Origin of the sequence: Bradyrhizobium huanghuaihaiense, assembly GCF_007830635.1 — a bacterium.
Classification (GTDB): Bacteria; Pseudomonadota; Alphaproteobacteria; order Rhizobiales; family Xanthobacteraceae; genus Bradyrhizobium; species Bradyrhizobium huanghuaihaiense.
Window position 1 is genome coordinate 161,791 of the sequence record NZ_VLLA01000003.1, and the last position, 15,319, is coordinate 177,109.

The 15,319-nt window shown below is 63.6% G+C and carries 19 protein-coding genes; 3 read left to right on the forward strand and 16 right to left on the reverse strand.

What is annotated here, in order from left to right:
- The first annotated feature begins 199 nt into the window (after positions 1 to 199).
- Positions 200 to 1,819, forward strand: a complete 1,620-nt coding sequence (locus IQ16_RS08430) for an OprO/OprP family phosphate-selective porin (RefSeq protein WP_018647267.1) — start codon at positions 200 to 202, stop codon at positions 1,817 to 1,819.
- Positions 1,820 to 1,984: 165 nt separating this feature from the next.
- On the opposite strand, the gene IQ16_RS08435 is transcribed toward IQ16_RS08430, so the two are convergent.
- Complete coding sequence (locus tag IQ16_RS08435) at positions 1,985 to 2,362, reverse strand: winged helix-turn-helix transcriptional regulator (RefSeq protein WP_018647266.1); 378 nt, start codon at positions 2,360 to 2,362, stop codon at positions 1,985 to 1,987.
- A gap of 131 nt (positions 2,363 to 2,493) precedes the next feature.
- On the opposite strand from IQ16_RS08435, the gene IQ16_RS08440 reads away from it, so the two are divergent.
- Positions 2,494 to 3,507 (forward strand): zinc-binding alcohol dehydrogenase family protein, encoded by a 1,014-nt coding sequence (locus IQ16_RS08440; RefSeq protein WP_018647265.1) that lies wholly within the window; start codon positions 2,494 to 2,496, stop codon positions 3,505 to 3,507.
- Positions 3,508 to 3,623: 116 nt separating this feature from the next.
- Here IQ16_RS08440 and IQ16_RS08445 read toward each other — a convergent pair whose 3' ends face one another.
- Both IQ16_RS08445 and IQ16_RS08450 read right to left on the reverse strand, forming a co-directional pair.
- The gene (locus IQ16_RS08445) at positions 3,624 to 3,920 is read right to left on the reverse strand and encodes a DUF1330 domain-containing protein (protein ID WP_018647264.1); all 297 of its coding nucleotides are present in this window, start codon (positions 3,918 to 3,920) and stop codon (positions 3,624 to 3,626) included.
- A gap of 9 nt (positions 3,921 to 3,929) precedes the next feature.
- The gene (locus tag IQ16_RS08450) at positions 3,930 to 4,718 is read right to left on the reverse strand and encodes an SDR family NAD(P)-dependent oxidoreductase (RefSeq protein WP_018647263.1); all 789 of its coding nucleotides are present in this window, start codon (positions 4,716 to 4,718) and stop codon (positions 3,930 to 3,932) included.
- 190 nt (positions 4,719 to 4,908) lie between these two features.
- Between IQ16_RS08450 and IQ16_RS08455 the strand changes: the two genes are divergently transcribed.
- Complete coding sequence (locus IQ16_RS08455; protein WP_026312668.1) at positions 4,909 to 5,886, forward strand: Bug family tripartite tricarboxylate transporter substrate binding protein; 978 nt, start codon at positions 4,909 to 4,911, stop codon at positions 5,884 to 5,886.
- Between the two features lie 75 nt (positions 5,887 to 5,961).
- On the opposite strand, the gene IQ16_RS08460 is transcribed toward IQ16_RS08455, so the two are convergent.
- The 13 genes from IQ16_RS08460 to rplF all read right to left on the reverse strand — a co-directional run bounded on the left by IQ16_RS08460 (position 5,962) and on the right by rplF (position 15,314).
- Positions 5,962 to 6,420, reverse strand: coding sequence for a hypothetical protein (locus IQ16_RS08460; RefSeq protein ID WP_018647261.1), 459 nt, complete (start codon positions 6,418 to 6,420; stop codon positions 5,962 to 5,964).
- Positions 6,421 to 6,623: 203 nt separating this feature from the next.
- Positions 6,624 to 7,040 carry a 50S ribosomal protein L17 gene (gene rplQ / locus IQ16_RS08465; RefSeq protein WP_018647260.1) on the reverse strand — a complete coding sequence of 139 codons (417 nt, stop codon included), beginning with the start codon at positions 7,038 to 7,040 and terminating at the stop codon, positions 6,624 to 6,626.
- 165 nt (positions 7,041 to 7,205) lie between these two features.
- Positions 7,206 to 8,237: a DNA-directed RNA polymerase subunit alpha gene (locus IQ16_RS08470; RefSeq protein ID WP_018647259.1), complete on the reverse strand. Its 1,032-nt coding sequence runs from the start codon at positions 8,235 to 8,237 to the stop codon at positions 7,206 to 7,208.
- Between the two features lie 112 nt (positions 8,238 to 8,349).
- Positions 8,350 to 8,739: a 30S ribosomal protein S11 gene (gene rpsK, locus IQ16_RS08475; protein ID WP_007603045.1), complete on the reverse strand. Its 390-nt coding sequence runs from the start codon at positions 8,737 to 8,739 to the stop codon at positions 8,350 to 8,352.
- A 121-nt stretch (positions 8,740 to 8,860) separates the two neighbouring features.
- Positions 8,861 to 9,229, reverse strand: a complete 369-nt coding sequence (gene rpsM / locus IQ16_RS08480; RefSeq protein WP_018647258.1) for a 30S ribosomal protein S13 — start codon at positions 9,227 to 9,229, stop codon at positions 8,861 to 8,863.
- Between the two features lie 186 nt (positions 9,230 to 9,415).
- Positions 9,416 to 10,282: an adenylate kinase gene (locus IQ16_RS08485; RefSeq protein ID WP_018647257.1), complete on the reverse strand. Its 867-nt coding sequence runs from the start codon at positions 10,280 to 10,282 to the stop codon at positions 9,416 to 9,418.
- The gene (locus IQ16_RS08490) at positions 10,279 to 11,379 is read right to left on the reverse strand and encodes a preprotein translocase subunit SecY (RefSeq protein WP_244635588.1); all 1,101 of its coding nucleotides are present in this window, start codon (positions 11,377 to 11,379) and stop codon (positions 10,279 to 10,281) included. Before IQ16_RS08490 ends, IQ16_RS08485 begins: the two co-directional genes overlap by 4 nt.
- 128 nt (positions 11,380 to 11,507) lie before the next feature.
- Entirely contained in the window at positions 11,508 to 12,839 is a 1,332-nt protein-coding gene (secY, locus tag IQ16_RS08495; protein ID WP_018647255.1) for a preprotein translocase subunit SecY, read from the reverse strand.
- Between the two features lie 150 nt (positions 12,840 to 12,989).
- Positions 12,990 to 13,475 (reverse strand): 50S ribosomal protein L15, encoded by a 486-nt coding sequence (gene rplO, locus IQ16_RS08500; RefSeq protein WP_018322273.1) that lies wholly within the window; start codon positions 13,473 to 13,475, stop codon positions 12,990 to 12,992.
- A gap of 75 nt (positions 13,476 to 13,550) precedes the next feature.
- Positions 13,551 to 13,745, reverse strand: coding sequence for a 50S ribosomal protein L30 (rpmD, locus tag IQ16_RS08505; RefSeq protein WP_018647254.1), 195 nt, complete (start codon positions 13,743 to 13,745; stop codon positions 13,551 to 13,553).
- 23 nt (positions 13,746 to 13,768) lie between these two features.
- Positions 13,769 to 14,362 (reverse strand): 30S ribosomal protein S5, encoded by a 594-nt coding sequence (rpsE, locus tag IQ16_RS08510; RefSeq protein WP_008136332.1) that lies wholly within the window; start codon positions 14,360 to 14,362, stop codon positions 13,769 to 13,771.
- A gap of 44 nt (positions 14,363 to 14,406) precedes the next feature.
- Positions 14,407 to 14,769, reverse strand: a complete 363-nt coding sequence (gene rplR / locus IQ16_RS08515; protein WP_008549238.1) for a 50S ribosomal protein L18 — start codon at positions 14,767 to 14,769, stop codon at positions 14,407 to 14,409.
- An 11-nt stretch (positions 14,770 to 14,780) separates the two neighbouring features.
- A complete protein-coding gene (gene rplF / locus IQ16_RS08520) occupies positions 14,781 to 15,314 on the reverse strand; it encodes a 50S ribosomal protein L6 (protein WP_018647253.1) in 534 nt (177 codons plus the stop codon).
- Positions 15,315 to 15,319: the final 5 nt, after the last annotated feature.

The window sequence follows — 15,319 nt, forward strand, 5'->3', positions numbered from 1 at the left end:
GCGAATCGGTAATTTGCCCGGGCGGTGGATTGGCATGATGCGCGTCATCTTGCATGCTGATGGGAAGCGGATTCGGTTGCGACGAATTTGCATCAGTGGGAACCGCGCAACCGGGCGCAGCGTCGCGGGGCAGTCATCGACCACACCTAGGCTCTCCGTTCGCGACTTGGGGAAGTTCGTCAAACGATGGAGGCGTAACGTGAGCAGGACAATGATTGCAGCCACGGCGATTGGTCTCGCCGGCGCGCTGGCGGCCTCGCAGGCCCAGGCCCAATCGGCCAGCAACAGTGAGCAGGAAATTGCGCTGCTGAAGCAGCAGCTGAAGCTCCTGGAGCAGAAGCTCGACAAGCTCCAGAGTCAGACCGCCGCGAACACGGCCGCCACGGCGAAGGCCAAGGCCGAGGCCAAAGCTGAAGCGCGATCGGAGGCGAAGGCGGTCGTCGCCAATGCCAACGCGGCAATCCCGCTCAAGGGACCGGCGCATCCGTCAGGCGTCGTGGTGACGATGCCGAACAACCGGCCGACCATCTGCACCGCCGACGAGGCCAACTGCGTTGCCATCACCGGCCGCGTGCATTGGGATGTCGGCGGCTACGATTACCGCCCCAACACCGCGGCCACCGTACCGCAGAAACTGGACAGCGGCGAGAACGTCCGCCGTGCGCGCATCGGTGTCACCGGCAAATTCCTCAACGACTGGAATTTTGCCCTGATCTACGATTTCGGCGGCTCGTCCGACGGCTTTGGCGGCACCGGCGCCGCCGGCGCGACCCCTGTCGGCTTCCTGCCCGGCGGCGGCACGTCCGGCATTGAGAACGCGTATATCAGCTACACCGGGCTGAAGCCGTTCGGCGGCAAGATGGCGATCGAAGCCGGCATCATGGATATTGCCTGGACCTTGGATGAATCCACGAGCTCCAACGATATCGCCTTCATGGAGCGAGCCTCGGTCGGCATCATCGCGCAAAATATCGCCGCCGGCGATTTCCGTTCTGCCGCGGGCGCCCGCTGGTACAACGACGTGTTCTACGCCGGCGCCTACGTGACCGGCCCGACCACGGGTGCCATTCACTCGGCCTCGAGCGTTTCACCTCCCGGTACCAGCGAGCAATACGGCGCGACGGCCCGCGTTGCGGGCCAGGTCGTGAGCGGCAACGACTACTCGGTGCATCTCGGCGCCGACGCCGAGTGGCTGATCCAGCCACCGCGCAATCTGGTCGCGAACACGCAAACGCTCACGCTCAGCGATCGTCCCGAGCTGCGCATCGATCCCACGACGCTGATCTCGACCGCTGCGATTGCAAATGTGTCGGGCGCGCAGGTCTATGGCGTGGAAGCCGCGGCCACCTATGGACCGCTCTGGGTCCAGGGCGAATACTACTGGTTCAACATCGATCGCGGTGCGAACACTGCCGTGCCGCCCATCGGCACGTCGAGCCTGAAATTCCAGGGCGGCTACGCTCAAGCGGCCTATGTCCTGACCGGCGAATCGCGCAAGTACAATCCGGGCAACGCGGCCTATGGCGGCGTCAAGCCGAACAATCCGTTCTCGATCAACGGCGGCGGCTGGGGTGCATGGGAGATCGCCGGTCGCTACTCGACTGTGGATCTGAACGATCAGCTGGCGACCGCTGCCGGAATCGCCGGCGGGCGGCAGACCGTCTACACGCTGGCGCTCAACTGGTACGTCAACGGCAACGTCCGCTTCATGCTCGACTACCTGCACGGCACGGTGTCGAAGCAGGCCACGGCGGTGTCGGCGGTGGACACCGGCTCGAAGTTCGACGCGGTCGCGTTGCGCACGCAGTTTGCGTTCTGAGCCCGTCGTCCCGGGGCGCGCGAATGCGCGAACCCGGGACCCATAGCCACAGGGAGTGGTTTGGCGAAGGCTCGGAGTTGCCGGCTCGCGCCACAACTTGCCTCTGTGGTTATGGGTCCCTGCTTTCGCAGGGACGACACCGAGAGCTGGGCGGCCTACCTCTCACTACGCCGCCCGCTTCGGCTTCTTCACCACCACCGGCGGCGGCGCGCAGGACAGCCGCTGCTGATGGCTCTCGCCCCAGGCCTTGAGGATGTCGATCACCGGCTTGAGGCTCTCGCCAAGCTCGGAGAGGCAATACTCCACGCGCGGCGGCACTTCGGCATAGACCTTGCGGATGACGAGCTTGTCCTCCTCCAGCGCGCGCAGCTGTTTCGTGAGCATGCGCTGGGTGATGCCGGGCATCCGGCGACGCAATTCGCCGAAGCGCTGGGTTCCGCTCTGCAGGTGGTAGAGGATCACGCCCTTCCACTTGCCGTCGATCAGATCCAGCGTCGCCTCGACCGAGCAGCCGGGACGACGGGCGAAATTGCGCCGTTTCATGCGTGTTTTCCCAATAGTATCCAAACAGGGACTATATCCCCGAATTTACAGTACTTGCCAAATGGACGCCAGCGGGACAGTTAGCAGGCCAGGCGTACGCGACAAGCTGCGCCAACTGATGGAGACACGCCATGAAGGCCGTCGGCTACAAGAAGTCGCTTCCGATCGAGGACTCGAATTCACTGATCGATTTCGAGGCCGCAAAACCCGAGCCGAAGGGGCGCGACATCCGCGTCGCCGTGAAGGCGATCTCGGCCAATCCGGTCGATTACAAGGTACGCAAGCGCGCCGCCCCGCCCGAGGGCGAGGTGAAGATCCTGGGCTATGACGCCGCCGGCGTGGTCGATGCCGTCGGCCCCGATGTCACGCTGTTCAAGCCGGGCGACGAAGTGTTTTATGCCGGCTCGATCCTGCGCCAGGGCACCAACGCCGAATTCCACTTGGTCGACGAACGCATCGTCGGCAACAAGCCGAAGTCGCTCTCGTTCGCGCAGGCAGCAGCCCTTCCCCTCACCTCCATCACCGCCTGGGAATTGCTGTTCGATCGGCTCGGCGCGGTACCCGGCAAGAGCGTCGATCCGCGCACGCTGCTGATCACGGGCGGTGCCGGCGGCGTCGGCTCGATCCTGATCCAACTCGCGCGCCGCCTCACCGGACTCACGGTGCTCGCGACCGCGACGCGGCCGGAATCGCAGAAATGGTGCCTCGATCTCGGCGCACACGCGGTGATCGATCACGGCAAGCCGATGAAGGAGCAGATCGAGAAATTGAAGCTGCCGCCGGTCGCGCTGGTGGCGAGCCTTACCTTCACCGATCAGCACTACAAGGCGATCGCCGAGTTCATGGCGCCGCAGGGACGGTTCGGCCTGATCGACGATCCCCCGGAGTTCACCATGAGCACGTTCAAGGGCAAGGCGATCTCGGTGCACTGGGAATCGATGTTCACGCGCTCCTCGTTCCAGACCCCTGACATGATCGCACAGCATCATCTGCTCAACGATGTCGCCGACCTCATCGACAAGGGCGTGCTACGCACCACGCTCGACCAGACCTTTGGCACGATCAATGCCGCCAACCTCAAGCGCGCGCATTCGCTGCTGGAGAGCGGCAAGTCGCGCGGCAAGATCGTGCTGGAGGGGTGGTAGCTAAGACCTCGTAGGGTGGGCAAAGGCGCACTTGCGCCGTGCCCACCATCTCCTCGACACGCGCAATCAAGGTGGTGGGCACGCTTGCGCTTTGCCCACCCTACGGCACCGGCGCTCTAGGCTGGCACCACGCCCTCGACAAATATCAATCGCCGCTCCAGCGCAGCGGCGCGGATCTTCAACGCCTCGGCATATTCCGGCGAAGCGTACCATTCCTTCAGCCTTGTCATCGACGGGAATTCGACGACGACGATGGCCTTCGGCGGAAGGTTGCCTTCCGCCAGCTCGGCCTTGCCGCCACGGACGAGATAGCGCCCGCCAAACTGCGCGATCGTCTTCGCGGCGAGCGCGCGATAGGCTTCAAATCCCTCGAGGTCGCGCATCTCGACTTCAGAAATCACATAAGCGGTCATAGGTGGCTCTTATGCGATCGTATTGACGATGCCACCTTCCGCCCGCAGCGCCGCGCCATTGGTCGCGGACGCTTCCTTCGAGGCGACGTAGACAACCATGTTCGCGATCTCTTCGACACTCGCAAAACGCTGGATCAGCGAGCTCGGGCGATGCTGCTTGACGAAATTGGCTGCCGCCTCGTCCACGGACTGCCCGTTTTGCTTCGCGAGATCCTTCACGAAAGTCTCAACGCCCTCCGACATGGTCGGGCCCGGCAGCACCGAATTGACGGTGACGCCGGTGCCGCGGGTGAGCTGCGCGAGGCCGCGCGCGACCGACAGCTGGGCCGTCTTGCTCATGCCGTAGTGGATCATCTCGACGGGAATGTTGAGTCCGGACTCCGAGGAGATGAAGACGATGCGGCCCCAGTTGCGCTTGAGCATGCCTTTCATGTAGGCCCGCGACAGCCGCACGCCGCTCATCACGTTGACCTCGAAGAAGCGGGTCCAGTCCTCGTCGGGGATGTCGAAAAAATCCTTCGGCTCGAAGATGCCGGCGTTGTTGATGAGGATGTCGACCTCCGGCAGAGCGGCCACAAGCGCCTTGCAGCCGGCAGCGGTGGAGACGTCGGCGGCGATGCCGCGGACCTTGGCGCCCGTCCCTTCCAGCTTGCGCACGGCCGCATCGACCTTGTCCTTGCCGCGCCCGTTGATCACGACGCTCGCGCCCGAGGCGGCAAGGCCTTTGGCGATGGCATGGCCGATGCCGGCGGTCGAGCCGGTCACGAGGGCGGTCTTTCCGGAAAGGTCGATGTTCATATACTATCTCCATCAGATTGATGATCGGGATATCGGACGCCGCGGATCGGGCTGCAATCGGCGCTCACCAATCAGTGAGATGCCCGGCACCTTTCCTGCAACCCCGCGAACGCCGCGCACCGCCACTGGAACGATTGTTGCTTGTCTATCCGGGATTCTCTTACTCACACAGAAACGGAAGAATGACGCGATGAACAGAACGGCTTTAACGGTTGCGCTCGGTTTGGTCGGTTTGATTGCTGGCAACGCGCCCGCACCGGCTCAGGCGGTCTATCCGGAAAAGTCGCTGCAATTGATCGTCCCCTTCCCGCCCGGCGGCGCCTCCGACGTGGTCGCGCGCATCATCGGCGGCGAATTGGAGACGCGGCTCGGCAAGCCCGTGATCATCATGAACCGTCCCGGCGGCGGCACAACGATCGCGGCCAAGGAGGTCGCGCGCTCGGCGCCTGACGGGTACACCCTGTTCTTCAGCTCGAACTCGAGCTTCACGCTGCCGGCGGCCGTCAAGGAAAGCGTGCCTTACGATGCGGCGAAGGACTTTGAGCCAATCGGCCGGACCGGAAAGATCACGCTGGCGCTGGTCACCTACAAGGACAACCCGATCAACGATCTGCCTGGGCTGGTCGCCGAGGCGAAGGCCAATCCCGACAAGCTGTCGCTGGCATCCTTCGGCGTCGCTACGGTGTCGCATTTCGCCGGCGAGCTGTTCAAATCGGCCGCCGGGGTCAAGATGGTCCACCTGCCCTACAAGGGCAGCGCGCCAGCGATGAACGACCTCATCGGCAAGCACATCCAGTATCACGTCGACACCGTGATCGCGGTGAAGCCGCAGATCGAAGCCGGCACCGTCAAGGTGCTCGCCGTGTTCTCGGGCAAGCGCACGCCCTTCCTGCCCGACGTGCCGACGCTCGCCGAGCTCGGCTATGGCAATATCGACTTCGCCTCATGGGGCGCCGTGGTCGCGCCCAGGGGGCTGCCGCCGGCCGTTCACGACAAGCTGTCGGCGACGCTAGAGGAGATCATCAACAGTCCCTCCGTCGTCGAGCGCTTCAGCAAGGTCGGCTTCGAGCCGGGCTTTGCGCGCTTCGACGATTGGGCCGGCGCGGTGACCAAGGAGACGGCGGAAATGAAGGACATCGCGCAGAAGGCGGGGATCAAGGAGGAGTAATCTTCTGCTCGCCAACGGAAGTGATGGGTACGGCGCAAGTGCGCCGTGCTGTACAGGTCCGCCCCCGCTACACCGTCATTTTTTCTGGGCGACGGCCTGAATCTCCTTCCAGTCGAACCTGTCGGCGAGCGCCAATGCCTCGTCCTCGCCGACGCCCTGATAGGTGAAGCTGAACACCGCCTCTTTGCTGAGCGCGACGATCAGCATGCCGGACTTGTCCTTGACGTGGAAAGTCTTGAAGACTTGCATGCCCCGTGCGCTACCGGTGATCATGTGACCATCCGCCGTCTGGACGTTCATGCCACTCTGAATCGGCGCCAGCGCGCCCTCGGCGGCCGGGCCGAGAATGATGGTGGCGTGAGCCTGCGCCTCACCGCGTTCGTAGTCGCGCGTCGCAGTGGTCACGCTGGTCTCTGCCATTTGCATCGACATGCCCTCCGGCTTCCTGCCCTCCCAACCATTCAAATCGACCAGGAACGGCAGAAAGCGCTGAAATGCCTGCTGGGCTTGCGCGAGGCCGACCGGCCAGATCATTGAAAGCGCCAAAAGGACAATGGAAACCATGTATCGCGGCTTAAACATCGCTTTCCCTCGTAGGTTGAACGCGAACAGTAGAGTTGCATTCGTGGCGTGAGAAAGGCGGCACGGCAGCGAGGCCGGACGGTAGACGCGCGACGTTGTAGATAAAAAAAGCGGCGCCCGAGGGCGCCGCTTTCAATTCAGATTTGCGATGCGGCTTACGCCGCCTCGGCTTCCTTTTCCTGCACCGGGCCGGAGTCCTGGCCCTTGGCGTCGACGTCGCGATCGACGAACTCGATCACGGCCATCGCGGCGTTGTCGCCGTAACGGAAGCCGGCCTTGATGATGCGGGTGTAGCCGCCCTGGCGGTCCTTGTAGCGGGTCGCCAGCACGTCGAAGAGCTTCTTGACCTGATCCTTGTCGCGCATCTCGGAGATCGCCTGGCGGCGCATGGCCAGCCCGCCCTTCTTGCCGAGGGTTACGAGCTTCTCGACGATCGGACGGAGCTCCTTGGCCTTGGGCAGCGTGGTGACGATCTGCTCGTGCTTGATCAGCGCGGCCGCCATGTTGGCGAACATCGCCTTGCGATGCTCGGCCGTGCGGTTGAGCTTCCGATGAACCTTGCCGTGACGCATGTGTGTAGTCCTTACTTTAAAACTGCCGCGACGGTTCGTCGGACATGTTGCTCAGGTGGGCTGCCTGCGTTCGCCCATGGTGTCATTCCGGACGACGCGAAGCGGCGATCCGGAATCTCGAGGTTCCGGGTTCGATGCTGCGCATCGCCCCGGAACGACGAATTCTCAGTAATGATCCTCGAAGCGCTTGGCGAGCTCGTCGATGTTCTCCGGCGGCCAGCCCGGCACTTCCATGCCGAGGTGCAGACCCATCTGGGCCAGCACTTCCTTGATCTCGTTCAGCGACTTGCGGCCGAAGTTCGGGGTGCGAAGCATTTCCGCCTCGCTCTTCTGCACGAGATCGCCGATGTAGACGATGTTGTCGTTCTTCAGGCAGTTGGCCGAACGCACCGACAGCTCGAGCTCGTCCACCTTCTTGAGGAAGGCCGGGTTGAAGGCGAGGTCCGGGATGATCTCCTGGGCGACTTCCTTGCGCGGCTCTTCGAAGTTGACGAACACGTTGAGCTGATCCTGCAGAATGCGGGCGGCATAGGCCACCGAGTCATCCGGCGAGATCGCGCCGTTGGTCTCGATCGTCATGGTCAGCTTGTCGTAGTCGAGGATCTGGCCCTCGCGGGTGTTCTCGACCTTGTAGGAGACCTTGCGGACCGGCGAGTACAGGCTGTCGACCGGGATCAGGCCGATCGGCGCGTCCTCGGGACGGTTGCGCTCGGCGGGCACGTAGCCCTTGCCGGTGGAGACCGTGAACTCCATGCGGATCTCGGCGCCCTCGTCGAGGGTGCAGATCTGGAGGTCCGGGTTCAGCACCGTGACGTCGCCGACGGTCTGGATGTCGCCGGCGGTGACGACGCCCGGGCCCTGCTTCTTCACGACCATGCGCTTGGGGCCTTCGCCCTGCATCTTGATCGAGATGTCCTTGATGTTCAGCACGATGTCGGTGACGTCCTCACGGACGCCAGCGATCGAGGAGAACTCGTGCAGCACGCCATCGATGTGCACCGACTGCACCGCCGCGCCCTGGAGCGAGGAGAGCAGGATGCGGCGCAGCGCGTTGCCGAGGGTCTGGCCGAAGCCGCGCTCGAGCGGTTCGGCGACGATGGTCGCGAAACGCGAGGAGTCACTGCCGGGCGTGACCTGGAGCTTGTTCGGCCGAATCAGTTCTTGCCAATTTTTCTGGATCGTCACTGTTTCACCCATACAGGCCAGTCGAACTGCCGTTGCAGACACTGGCGTTGGAGAAAGGCTGCAGGCCACGCCCGCGGCTTCTTACAAAAGTCATTGCGGGCGCCGATGCGCCCGCAACTTGGTATCAAACGCGCCGACGCTTGCGGGGACGGCAGCCGTTGTGCGGGATCGTGGTCACGTCGCGGATCGAGGTGACGGTGAAGCCCGCGGCCTGGAGCGCGCGGAGCGCCGATTCGCGGCCCGAACCGGGACCGGCGACTTCGACTTCCAGCGTGCGCATGCCGTGTTCCTGCGCCTTCTTCGACACGTCTTCCGCCGCAACCTGCGCGGCGTACGGGGTCGACTTGCGCGAGCCCTTGAAGCCCATCGTGCCGGCGGAAGACCAGGCAATCGTGTTGCCCTGCGCGTCGGTGATGGTGATGGTCGTGTTGTTGAACGACGAGTTCACGTGCGCAACGCCGGAGGCGATGTTCTTGCGCTCACGACGGCGAACGCGGGTGGCTTCCTTGCCCATTGAGTCCCTTTCCTGAAGATCTCAAACGCCGCCGTAATGCCAGCGGCTACACCTGTGGAACGAAAAGCGCGTGGCGAACGGGTATCCCCTTTCGCCACACGCCGCGATGGAGTGCGAAAACTTACTTCTTCTTGCCGGCGATGGCCTTGGCCGGACCCTTGCGCGTACGCGCATTGGTGTGGGTACGCTGACCGCGCACCGGCAGACCGCGACGATGACGCAGGCCGCGATAGCAGCCGAGGTCCATCAGACGCTTGATGTTGATGCCGACCTCACGACGCAGGTCGCCCTCGACGAGATAGTCGCGGTCGATCACTTCGCGGATCTGAAGAACTTCGGCGTCGCTGAGCTGATTGACGCGACGATCCTCGGGGATCTTCACCTTCTCGATGATGTCACCGGCGATCTTCGGGCCGATGCCATGGATGTACTGAAGCGCGATCAGCACGCGCTTGTTGGTGGGAATGTTCACGCCGGCAATACGGGCCACGGCCTTCTCTCCTGTTGCCGATCCCTCGTCAGGAATCGGGCTTAAGTGCTTGCTTTCTCGGGCAGGTGTTCACAAACGCGAACACGACGCCCACCCCCGGTCTTCCTGGGGCCCGGCATCGTCTGAAACTATCCGACTTGGATGCGGGGCTTATTAGGGGATTCCAGGGGCTTTCGTCAACCGCTGCTAGCGCTTGGCTCGCTTTTTCGTGACCTTTTTTGGTCCCTTCTTCGAACCTTTTTTGACGGTCTTCTTGGCGGTCTTTTTGACCGTTTTCTTGGCGGTTTTCTTCGCCGCCTTCTTGGTCCCCTTCACGGCCTTCTTCGCCGTCTTTTTGGTGGTTTTGGCCGATTTGGCGGCCTTTTTGGCTGTTTTCACCGCCTTTTTGGCCGATTTCTTGCCAGCCTTGGCTTTCTTGGCCGGCGCCGCCTTGGCCGCGCTGCGGGCGTGGGTCTTGGGTTCCACGGCCCCGAGCGCCAGGAGCTGGCGATGGATGGCGCGGGTGACCTCGTCGATGGCCATCATGCCGTCGATGGTGGAGAGCTTCCGCCGCTCGGAATAGTAGTGAATCAGTGGTTCCGTCTGGCTGCGGTAGCTCGCGAGGCGCTTGGTCAGGACCTCCGGGGTGTCGTCCACCCGGACCTCCTCGCCGCGCTCGCGCATCTGGGCAACGCGGGTCTCGACGCGACTCAGCAGCGCACTTTCGTTGACGCGGAGCTCGATCACGGCGTCGAGCTTCAGGTGCTTGTGCTTCAGCAACTCATCCAGCGCTTCCGCCTGCGGCACGGTGCGCGGGAAGCCGTCGAGGATGAAACCGTTCTTGGCGTCCGGCTGGTCGATGCGGTCGGAGATGATTCCAACCACGACGTCATCAGGGACGAGGCTGCCGCTGGCCATGATCTCCTTGGCCTTCAGCCCGACCGGCGTTCCCGCCGCAACGGCTGCGCGCAGCATCTCGCCGGTCGAGAGCTGGACGATGCCATAGCGCTGCACCAAGAGCTGCGCCTGGGTCCCCTTGCCCGACCCCGGCGGTCCCAGAAGTATAATTCTCATCGGCGTACGCCCCCCGGATTGGTGAGCGATACGTCGCGCACCTGTGTTTTGATATCAAGAGCGGTGCAAACCACAACCAGCGCCGCACCACCATCGACGACCATACTATAAGGCAGCCCTATCCCGTAAAGGTCGAACACCTCCGGAATCAACTGCAACGCAGTCAGGTAGACGGCTCCGACGACCGTCGTCAATGACACGACGCGATCGAGATAGTCCGCAGTCGCCTCGCCGGGCGCGACGCCGGGAATGGTGCCATCATGCTGCGCCAGGGATTTGGCCGTGTCCTCGGGATCGACGACATAGGCGGTGTAGACGAAGGCGAGCACGAAGACCGCGATCGACACGAGGATCATGTGCGCCGGCTGCCCCAGCTGGAGATGCCGGTAGGCCGCGGCGACCAAGGGGTGATCGCCGCCCAGGGTGAAGCCGGCAAAGGCGAGCGGAAGAAAGAAGATCCACGGCGCCACCGTGACCGGAATTAGATACCCGGCGCTGTTGAGCTTGATCGGCAGCACGGCAGCGCGCGCCGGCAATTGCCGCGCGCCGACATTGAGCGCGCCGAACTCGACCCGAACATTTCGCCGCGCGCCTTCGACGAGAACGATCACGGCGACGGTCACGACCCAGAGCAAAGCGTGGATGAACACGAGATTGCCCGAGACCGCCCCGCTCCGCACGACATCTGCGATGCCGGCGACGTCTTGCGGCAGGGAGACGAGCATGCCGACACTCAAGATCACCGCCAGGCCGTTGCCGATGCCGTAGCGGGTGATCTGTTCGCTCAGCCACACCAGCACGAAGACGCCACCAACCATCGAGGCCGTAGCCGTCGTCACGAACCAGCCGTCCGGATTTCTGACGAGCTCCGGAATGGAAATCAGCGCGGAGGCGATGCCGTAGGCTTGAAAGGCAGCAAGAGCCAGCGTGAGTCCGAGCGTTGCACGGGCGACCTTGCGTCGGCCGTCCTCGCCCGAGCGCTCAAGCGAATTCAGGCCGCGCCACACCACGGACAGCAACCGGACAAAGATCGCCGCAGACAGATAGGGAATGAGGCCGAGCGAAAAGAGCGAAAGGCGGACGTTGAAGTTGGGCAACGACGAGAGGCGCGAAACATCCAGCCCCGCGATCGGGATCTGGGTGCCGAGCCTGAAAAGGAGCAGCGCGCCAATCGTGAAAGCGATCCGGCGCGCGAGCTCCCTGCTCATCTAGAGCGTCGCCGCAGCTAGCGGCGGCGACCGCGCAGCTTGGACTTGCGGATCAGGCCTTCGTACTGATGGGCCAGCAGATAGCCCTGCACCTGCGCCACCGTGTCCATGGTGACGCTGACGACGATCAGCAGCGAGGTACCGCCGAAGTAGAACGGCACCGAGGCATAGGAGATCAGGATCTCCGGGATCAAGCAGACGATGGCGAGATAGATCGCACCGAGCACCGTGATGCGCGACAGCACGTAGTCGATATATTCGGCGGTGCGCTCGCCCGGACGGATGCCCGGAATGAAGCCGCCATGCTTCTTCAGATTGTCGGCGGTCTCGGTCGGGTTGAACACGATCGCGGTGTAGAAGAACGCGAAGAACACGATCAGCGCCAGATACATGATCAGGAACAGCGGACGGCCATGGCCGAGCTGAGTGGTGATCCACTGGAACCATTCCGGCCCGCTGCCGGCGTTGAAGTTCGCAACCGTGGTCGGCAGCAAGAGCAGCGAGGACGCGAAGATCGGCGGAATCACGCCCGAGGTGTTGAGCTTGAGCGGCAGATGCGAGGACTGGCCCTCGAACATCTTGTTGCCGACCTGGCGCTTCGGATACTGGATCAAGAGCCGGCGCTGGGCGCGCTCCATGAACACGATGAAGGCGATCACGGCGACGGCCATGATGATGACGACCAGGATCAGACCGGTCGACATCGCGCCCTGACGGCCGAGCTCGAGCATGTTGGCGAGCGCCGCGGGCAACTCGGCGACGATGCCGGCCAGAATGATCAGCGAGATGCCGTTGCCGATGCCGCGCGAGGTGATCTGCTCGCCCAGCCACATCAGGAACATGGTGCCGCCGGTCAGCGTGATCGCCGTGGACAGGCGGAAGAACATGCCGGGGTCGCTGACGACGTTGCCGGCGCCTTCGAGACCCACCGCGATACCGTAGGACTGGAACGCGGCCAGGATCACGGTCAGGTAGCGGGTGTACTGGTTCAGCAGCTTGCGGCCGGCCTCACCTTCCTTCTTCAGCGCCTCGAGCTGCGGCGAGACGGTGGTCAGGAGCTGGATGATGATCGAGGCCGAGATGTACGGCATGATGTTCAGCGCGAAGATCGCCATGCGGTGAATACCGCCGCCGGCGAACATGTTGAACATGCCGAGGATGCCGCCCGCCTGGGACTTGAACACCTGTTCCCAGATGTTGGGATCGATGCCCGGCAGCGGGATGTAGGTTCCGAGCCGATAAACGAGCAGCGCACCCAGTGTGAACCAGATGCGCTTCTTCAGTTCGTCGGCCTTGGCAAACGCGCCGAAATTGAGATTGGCTGCCAGTTGTTCCGCTGCAGAGACCATCTTGGACTTTCTCCCGCCGCCTGTTGCGCCGTCATGCCCGCGGCCGGGCTACTATCTAGCGGACGCCGGACATTATCTGGGGCTCGGCTTCGATAAGTCCACGTCCCGCATGCGTAAAGGCCCGCGAGCCGCGGGCCAATGACGCAGTTGTTACGCCGCCTCGCCTTCTTCCTTGGCAGGGGCGAGGATCTTCACCGAGCCGCCGGCCTTCTCGACCGCCGCAATCGCGGTCTTGGTGGCGCCATGCACTTCGATGTTGAGCTTGGACTTGAGCTCGCCGCGGCCGAGCAGCCGCAGGCCGGCCTTGGCGCGGCGCAGCACGCCGCCCTTCACCAGGGCCTCGACGTTCACGACGCTGCCGGCGTCGATCTTCTTGGCATCAACCGCTTCCTGGAGCCGGTCGAGATTGATCTCGGCGAACTCCACGCGGAAGATGTTGTTGAAGCCGCGCTTGGGCAGACGGCGATGCATCGGCATCTGGCCGCCTTCGAAACCCTTGATGCGCACGCCCGAACGCGCGGTCTGACCCTTGCCGCCACGGCCGGACTGCTTGCCCTTGCCCGAACCGATGCCGCGGCCGACGCGCATACGCTTTTTGCGCGAGCCGGCGTTGTCGGCGATATCGCTGAGCTTCATCGCCCTTCTCCTTGTGTCTTGCGCCCGATCGTCACCGAAAACCGGTCCCCGCTTTTCGGGATCGTGCGCCGCTTCTTACTTCTCGTCGACGATGCGGACGAGATGGTGAACCTTCTCGATCATGCCGCGGACCGCCGGGGTGTCCTGCAGTTCGCTGGTGCGACCGATCTTGTTGAGCTTGAGCCCGATCAGCGTCGAACGCTGCGAGTGATGGCGGCGGATCGCGCTGCCGATCTGCTCGAGCTTGATCGTTTTGGTGGCCTTGGCCATGGGAGTCTACTCCAAAGCTTCCGTTAGTCGGCAGCCGCCTCGGCATCGCCACCGATACGGCGCGACTGCAGAGTGGACACCTTGATGTTGCGGCGGGCTGCGACCGAACGCGGCGAATCCTGATGCTTCAGCGCGTCGAAGGTCGCGCGAACCATGTTGTACGGGTTCGACGAGCCGATCGACTTCGCCACCACGTCCTGGACGCCGAGCGTCTCGAACACGGCGCGCATCGGGCCGCCGGCGATGATGCCGGTACCGGCCGGAGCTGCACGCAGGTAGACACGGCCCGCGCCATGACGGCCGGCGATGTCGTGATGGAGCGTGCGGCCCTCGCGCAGCGACACCCGGGTCAGGTTGCGCTTGGCGGACTCGGTTGCCTTGCGGATCGCCTCAGGCACTTCGCGCGCCTTGCCGTGACCGAAGCCGGCGCGGCCCTTCTGGTCGCCGATCACGACCAGCGCTGCGAAACCGAAGCGCTTGCCGCCCTTGACGACCTTGGCCACGCGGTTGATGTGGACGAGCTTGTCGACGAACTCGCTGTCGCGCTCCTCGCGCTCCTTGCGTTCGCGTCCGCCGCCGCGTTGATCGCGTCCACCACGTTGTTCGCGTTCTGCCATTTTTCCAATCCTTCAGAGGCTTACGCCTCAATCCTCAAATTCTGTTAGAAGCTCAGCCCGCTCTCACGCGCGGCGTCGGCAAGAGCCTTGACGCGCCCGTGGTAGAGGTAGCTGCCGCGATCGAACACGACTTCCTTGACGCCCTTCTCGGCGGCGCGCTCGGCCAGCAGCTTGCCGACCGCCTTCGCCGCATCGATGTCGGCACCAGTCTTGCCGCCGTCGCGCATCGCCTTCTCGAGCGAGGAGGCAGAGGCCAGCGTCTCGCCCTTCAGGTCGTCGATGACCTGGGCGTAGATGTGCTTGGACGAGCGGAACACCGACAGACGCGGACGGCCGCCACCGGAGCGGCGCAGCTTCAGCCGCACACTCCGCTTGCGCCGGGCATTCGTAACCTTGGCTTTGGACATGACCGGCTCCGTTACTTCTTCTTGCCTTCCTTGCGGAAGATGAATTCGCCCACATACTTCACGCCCTTGCCCTTGTAGGGCTCCGGCGGACGGTAGGCGCGGATCTCCGCGGCGACCTGGCCGACGCGCTGGACGTCGCTGCCCGAAACCGTGATTTCGGTCGGCTTCGGCACCGCGATCGTGATCCCTTCCGGGATCGGATAGATCACGTCGTGGCTGTAGCCGAGCGCGAGCTGCAGGTTTTTGCCCTGCATCGCGGCGCGATAGCCGACGCCGGTGATCTCGAGCTTCTTCTCGAAGCCCTTGGTGACGCCTTCGACCAGATTCGCGACCTGGGCGCGAGCGGTACCGTACAGGGCCCGCGCGCGGTTGGTCTCGGCGCGCGGCTTGACCTTGATCTGGCCGCTCTCGAGCTTCACCTCGACGTCGTCATGGACGACGAACTGAAGCTGGCCCTTCGGCCCCTTCATCTTGACGGTCTGCCCATCGACGGTCGCGGTCACACCCGACGGAACCGCCACAGGCCTTTTGCCAACTCGTGACATGGATG

Excerpts from the sequence above, each read along its gene's own strand:
- IQ16_RS08435 (WP_018647266.1), bottom strand. The coding sequence starts at position 2,362 with ATGAAACGGCGCAATTTCGCCCGTCGTCCCGGCTGCTCGGTCGAGGCG.
- IQ16_RS08440 (WP_018647265.1), top strand. The coding sequence starts at position 2,494 with ATGAAGGCCGTCGGCTACAAGAAGTCGCTTCCGATCGAGGACTCGAAT.
- IQ16_RS08445 (WP_018647264.1), bottom strand. The coding sequence starts at position 3,920 with ATGACCGCTTATGTGATTTCTGAAGTCGAGATGCGCGACCTCGAGGGA.
- IQ16_RS08450 (WP_018647263.1), bottom strand. The coding sequence starts at position 4,718 with ATGAACATCGACCTTTCCGGAAAGACCGCCCTCGTGACCGGCTCGACC.
- IQ16_RS08455 (WP_026312668.1), top strand. The coding sequence starts at position 4,909 with ATGAACAGAACGGCTTTAACGGTTGCGCTCGGTTTGGTCGGTTTGATT.
- IQ16_RS08460 (WP_018647261.1), bottom strand. The coding sequence starts at position 6,420 with ATGATCTGGCCGGTCGGCCTCGCGCAAGCCCAGCAGGCATTTCAGCGC.
- rplQ (WP_018647260.1), bottom strand. The coding sequence starts at position 7,040 with ATGCGTCACGGCAAGGTTCATCGGAAGCTCAACCGCACGGCCGAGCAT.
- IQ16_RS08470 (WP_018647259.1), bottom strand. The coding sequence starts at position 8,237 with ATGGGTGAAACAGTGACGATCCAGAAAAATTGGCAAGAACTGATTCGG.
- rpsK (WP_007603045.1), bottom strand. The coding sequence starts at position 8,739 with ATGGGCAAGGAAGCCACCCGCGTTCGCCGTCGTGAGCGCAAGAACATC.
- IQ16_RS08485 (WP_018647257.1), bottom strand. The coding sequence starts at position 10,282 with ATGAGAATTATACTTCTGGGACCGCCGGGGTCGGGCAAGGGGACCCAG.
- secY (WP_018647255.1), bottom strand. The coding sequence starts at position 12,839 with ATGGTCTCTGCAGCGGAACAACTGGCAGCCAATCTCAATTTCGGCGCG.
- rplO (WP_018322273.1), bottom strand. The coding sequence starts at position 13,475 with ATGAAGCTCAGCGATATCGCCGACAACGCCGGCTCGCGCAAAAAGCGT.
- rpmD (WP_018647254.1), bottom strand. The coding sequence starts at position 13,745 with ATGGCCAAGGCCACCAAAACGATCAAGCTCGAGCAGATCGGCAGCGCG.
- rpsE (WP_008136332.1), bottom strand. The coding sequence starts at position 14,362 with ATGGCAGAACGCGAACAACGTGGTGGACGCGATCAACGCGGCGGCGGA.
- rplR (WP_008549238.1), bottom strand. The coding sequence starts at position 14,769 with ATGTCCAAAGCCAAGGTTACGAATGCCCGGCGCAAGCGGAGTGTGCGG.
- rplF (WP_018647253.1), bottom strand. The coding sequence starts at position 15,314 with ATGTCACGAGTTGGCAAAAGGCCTGTGGCGGTTCCGTCGGGTGTGACC.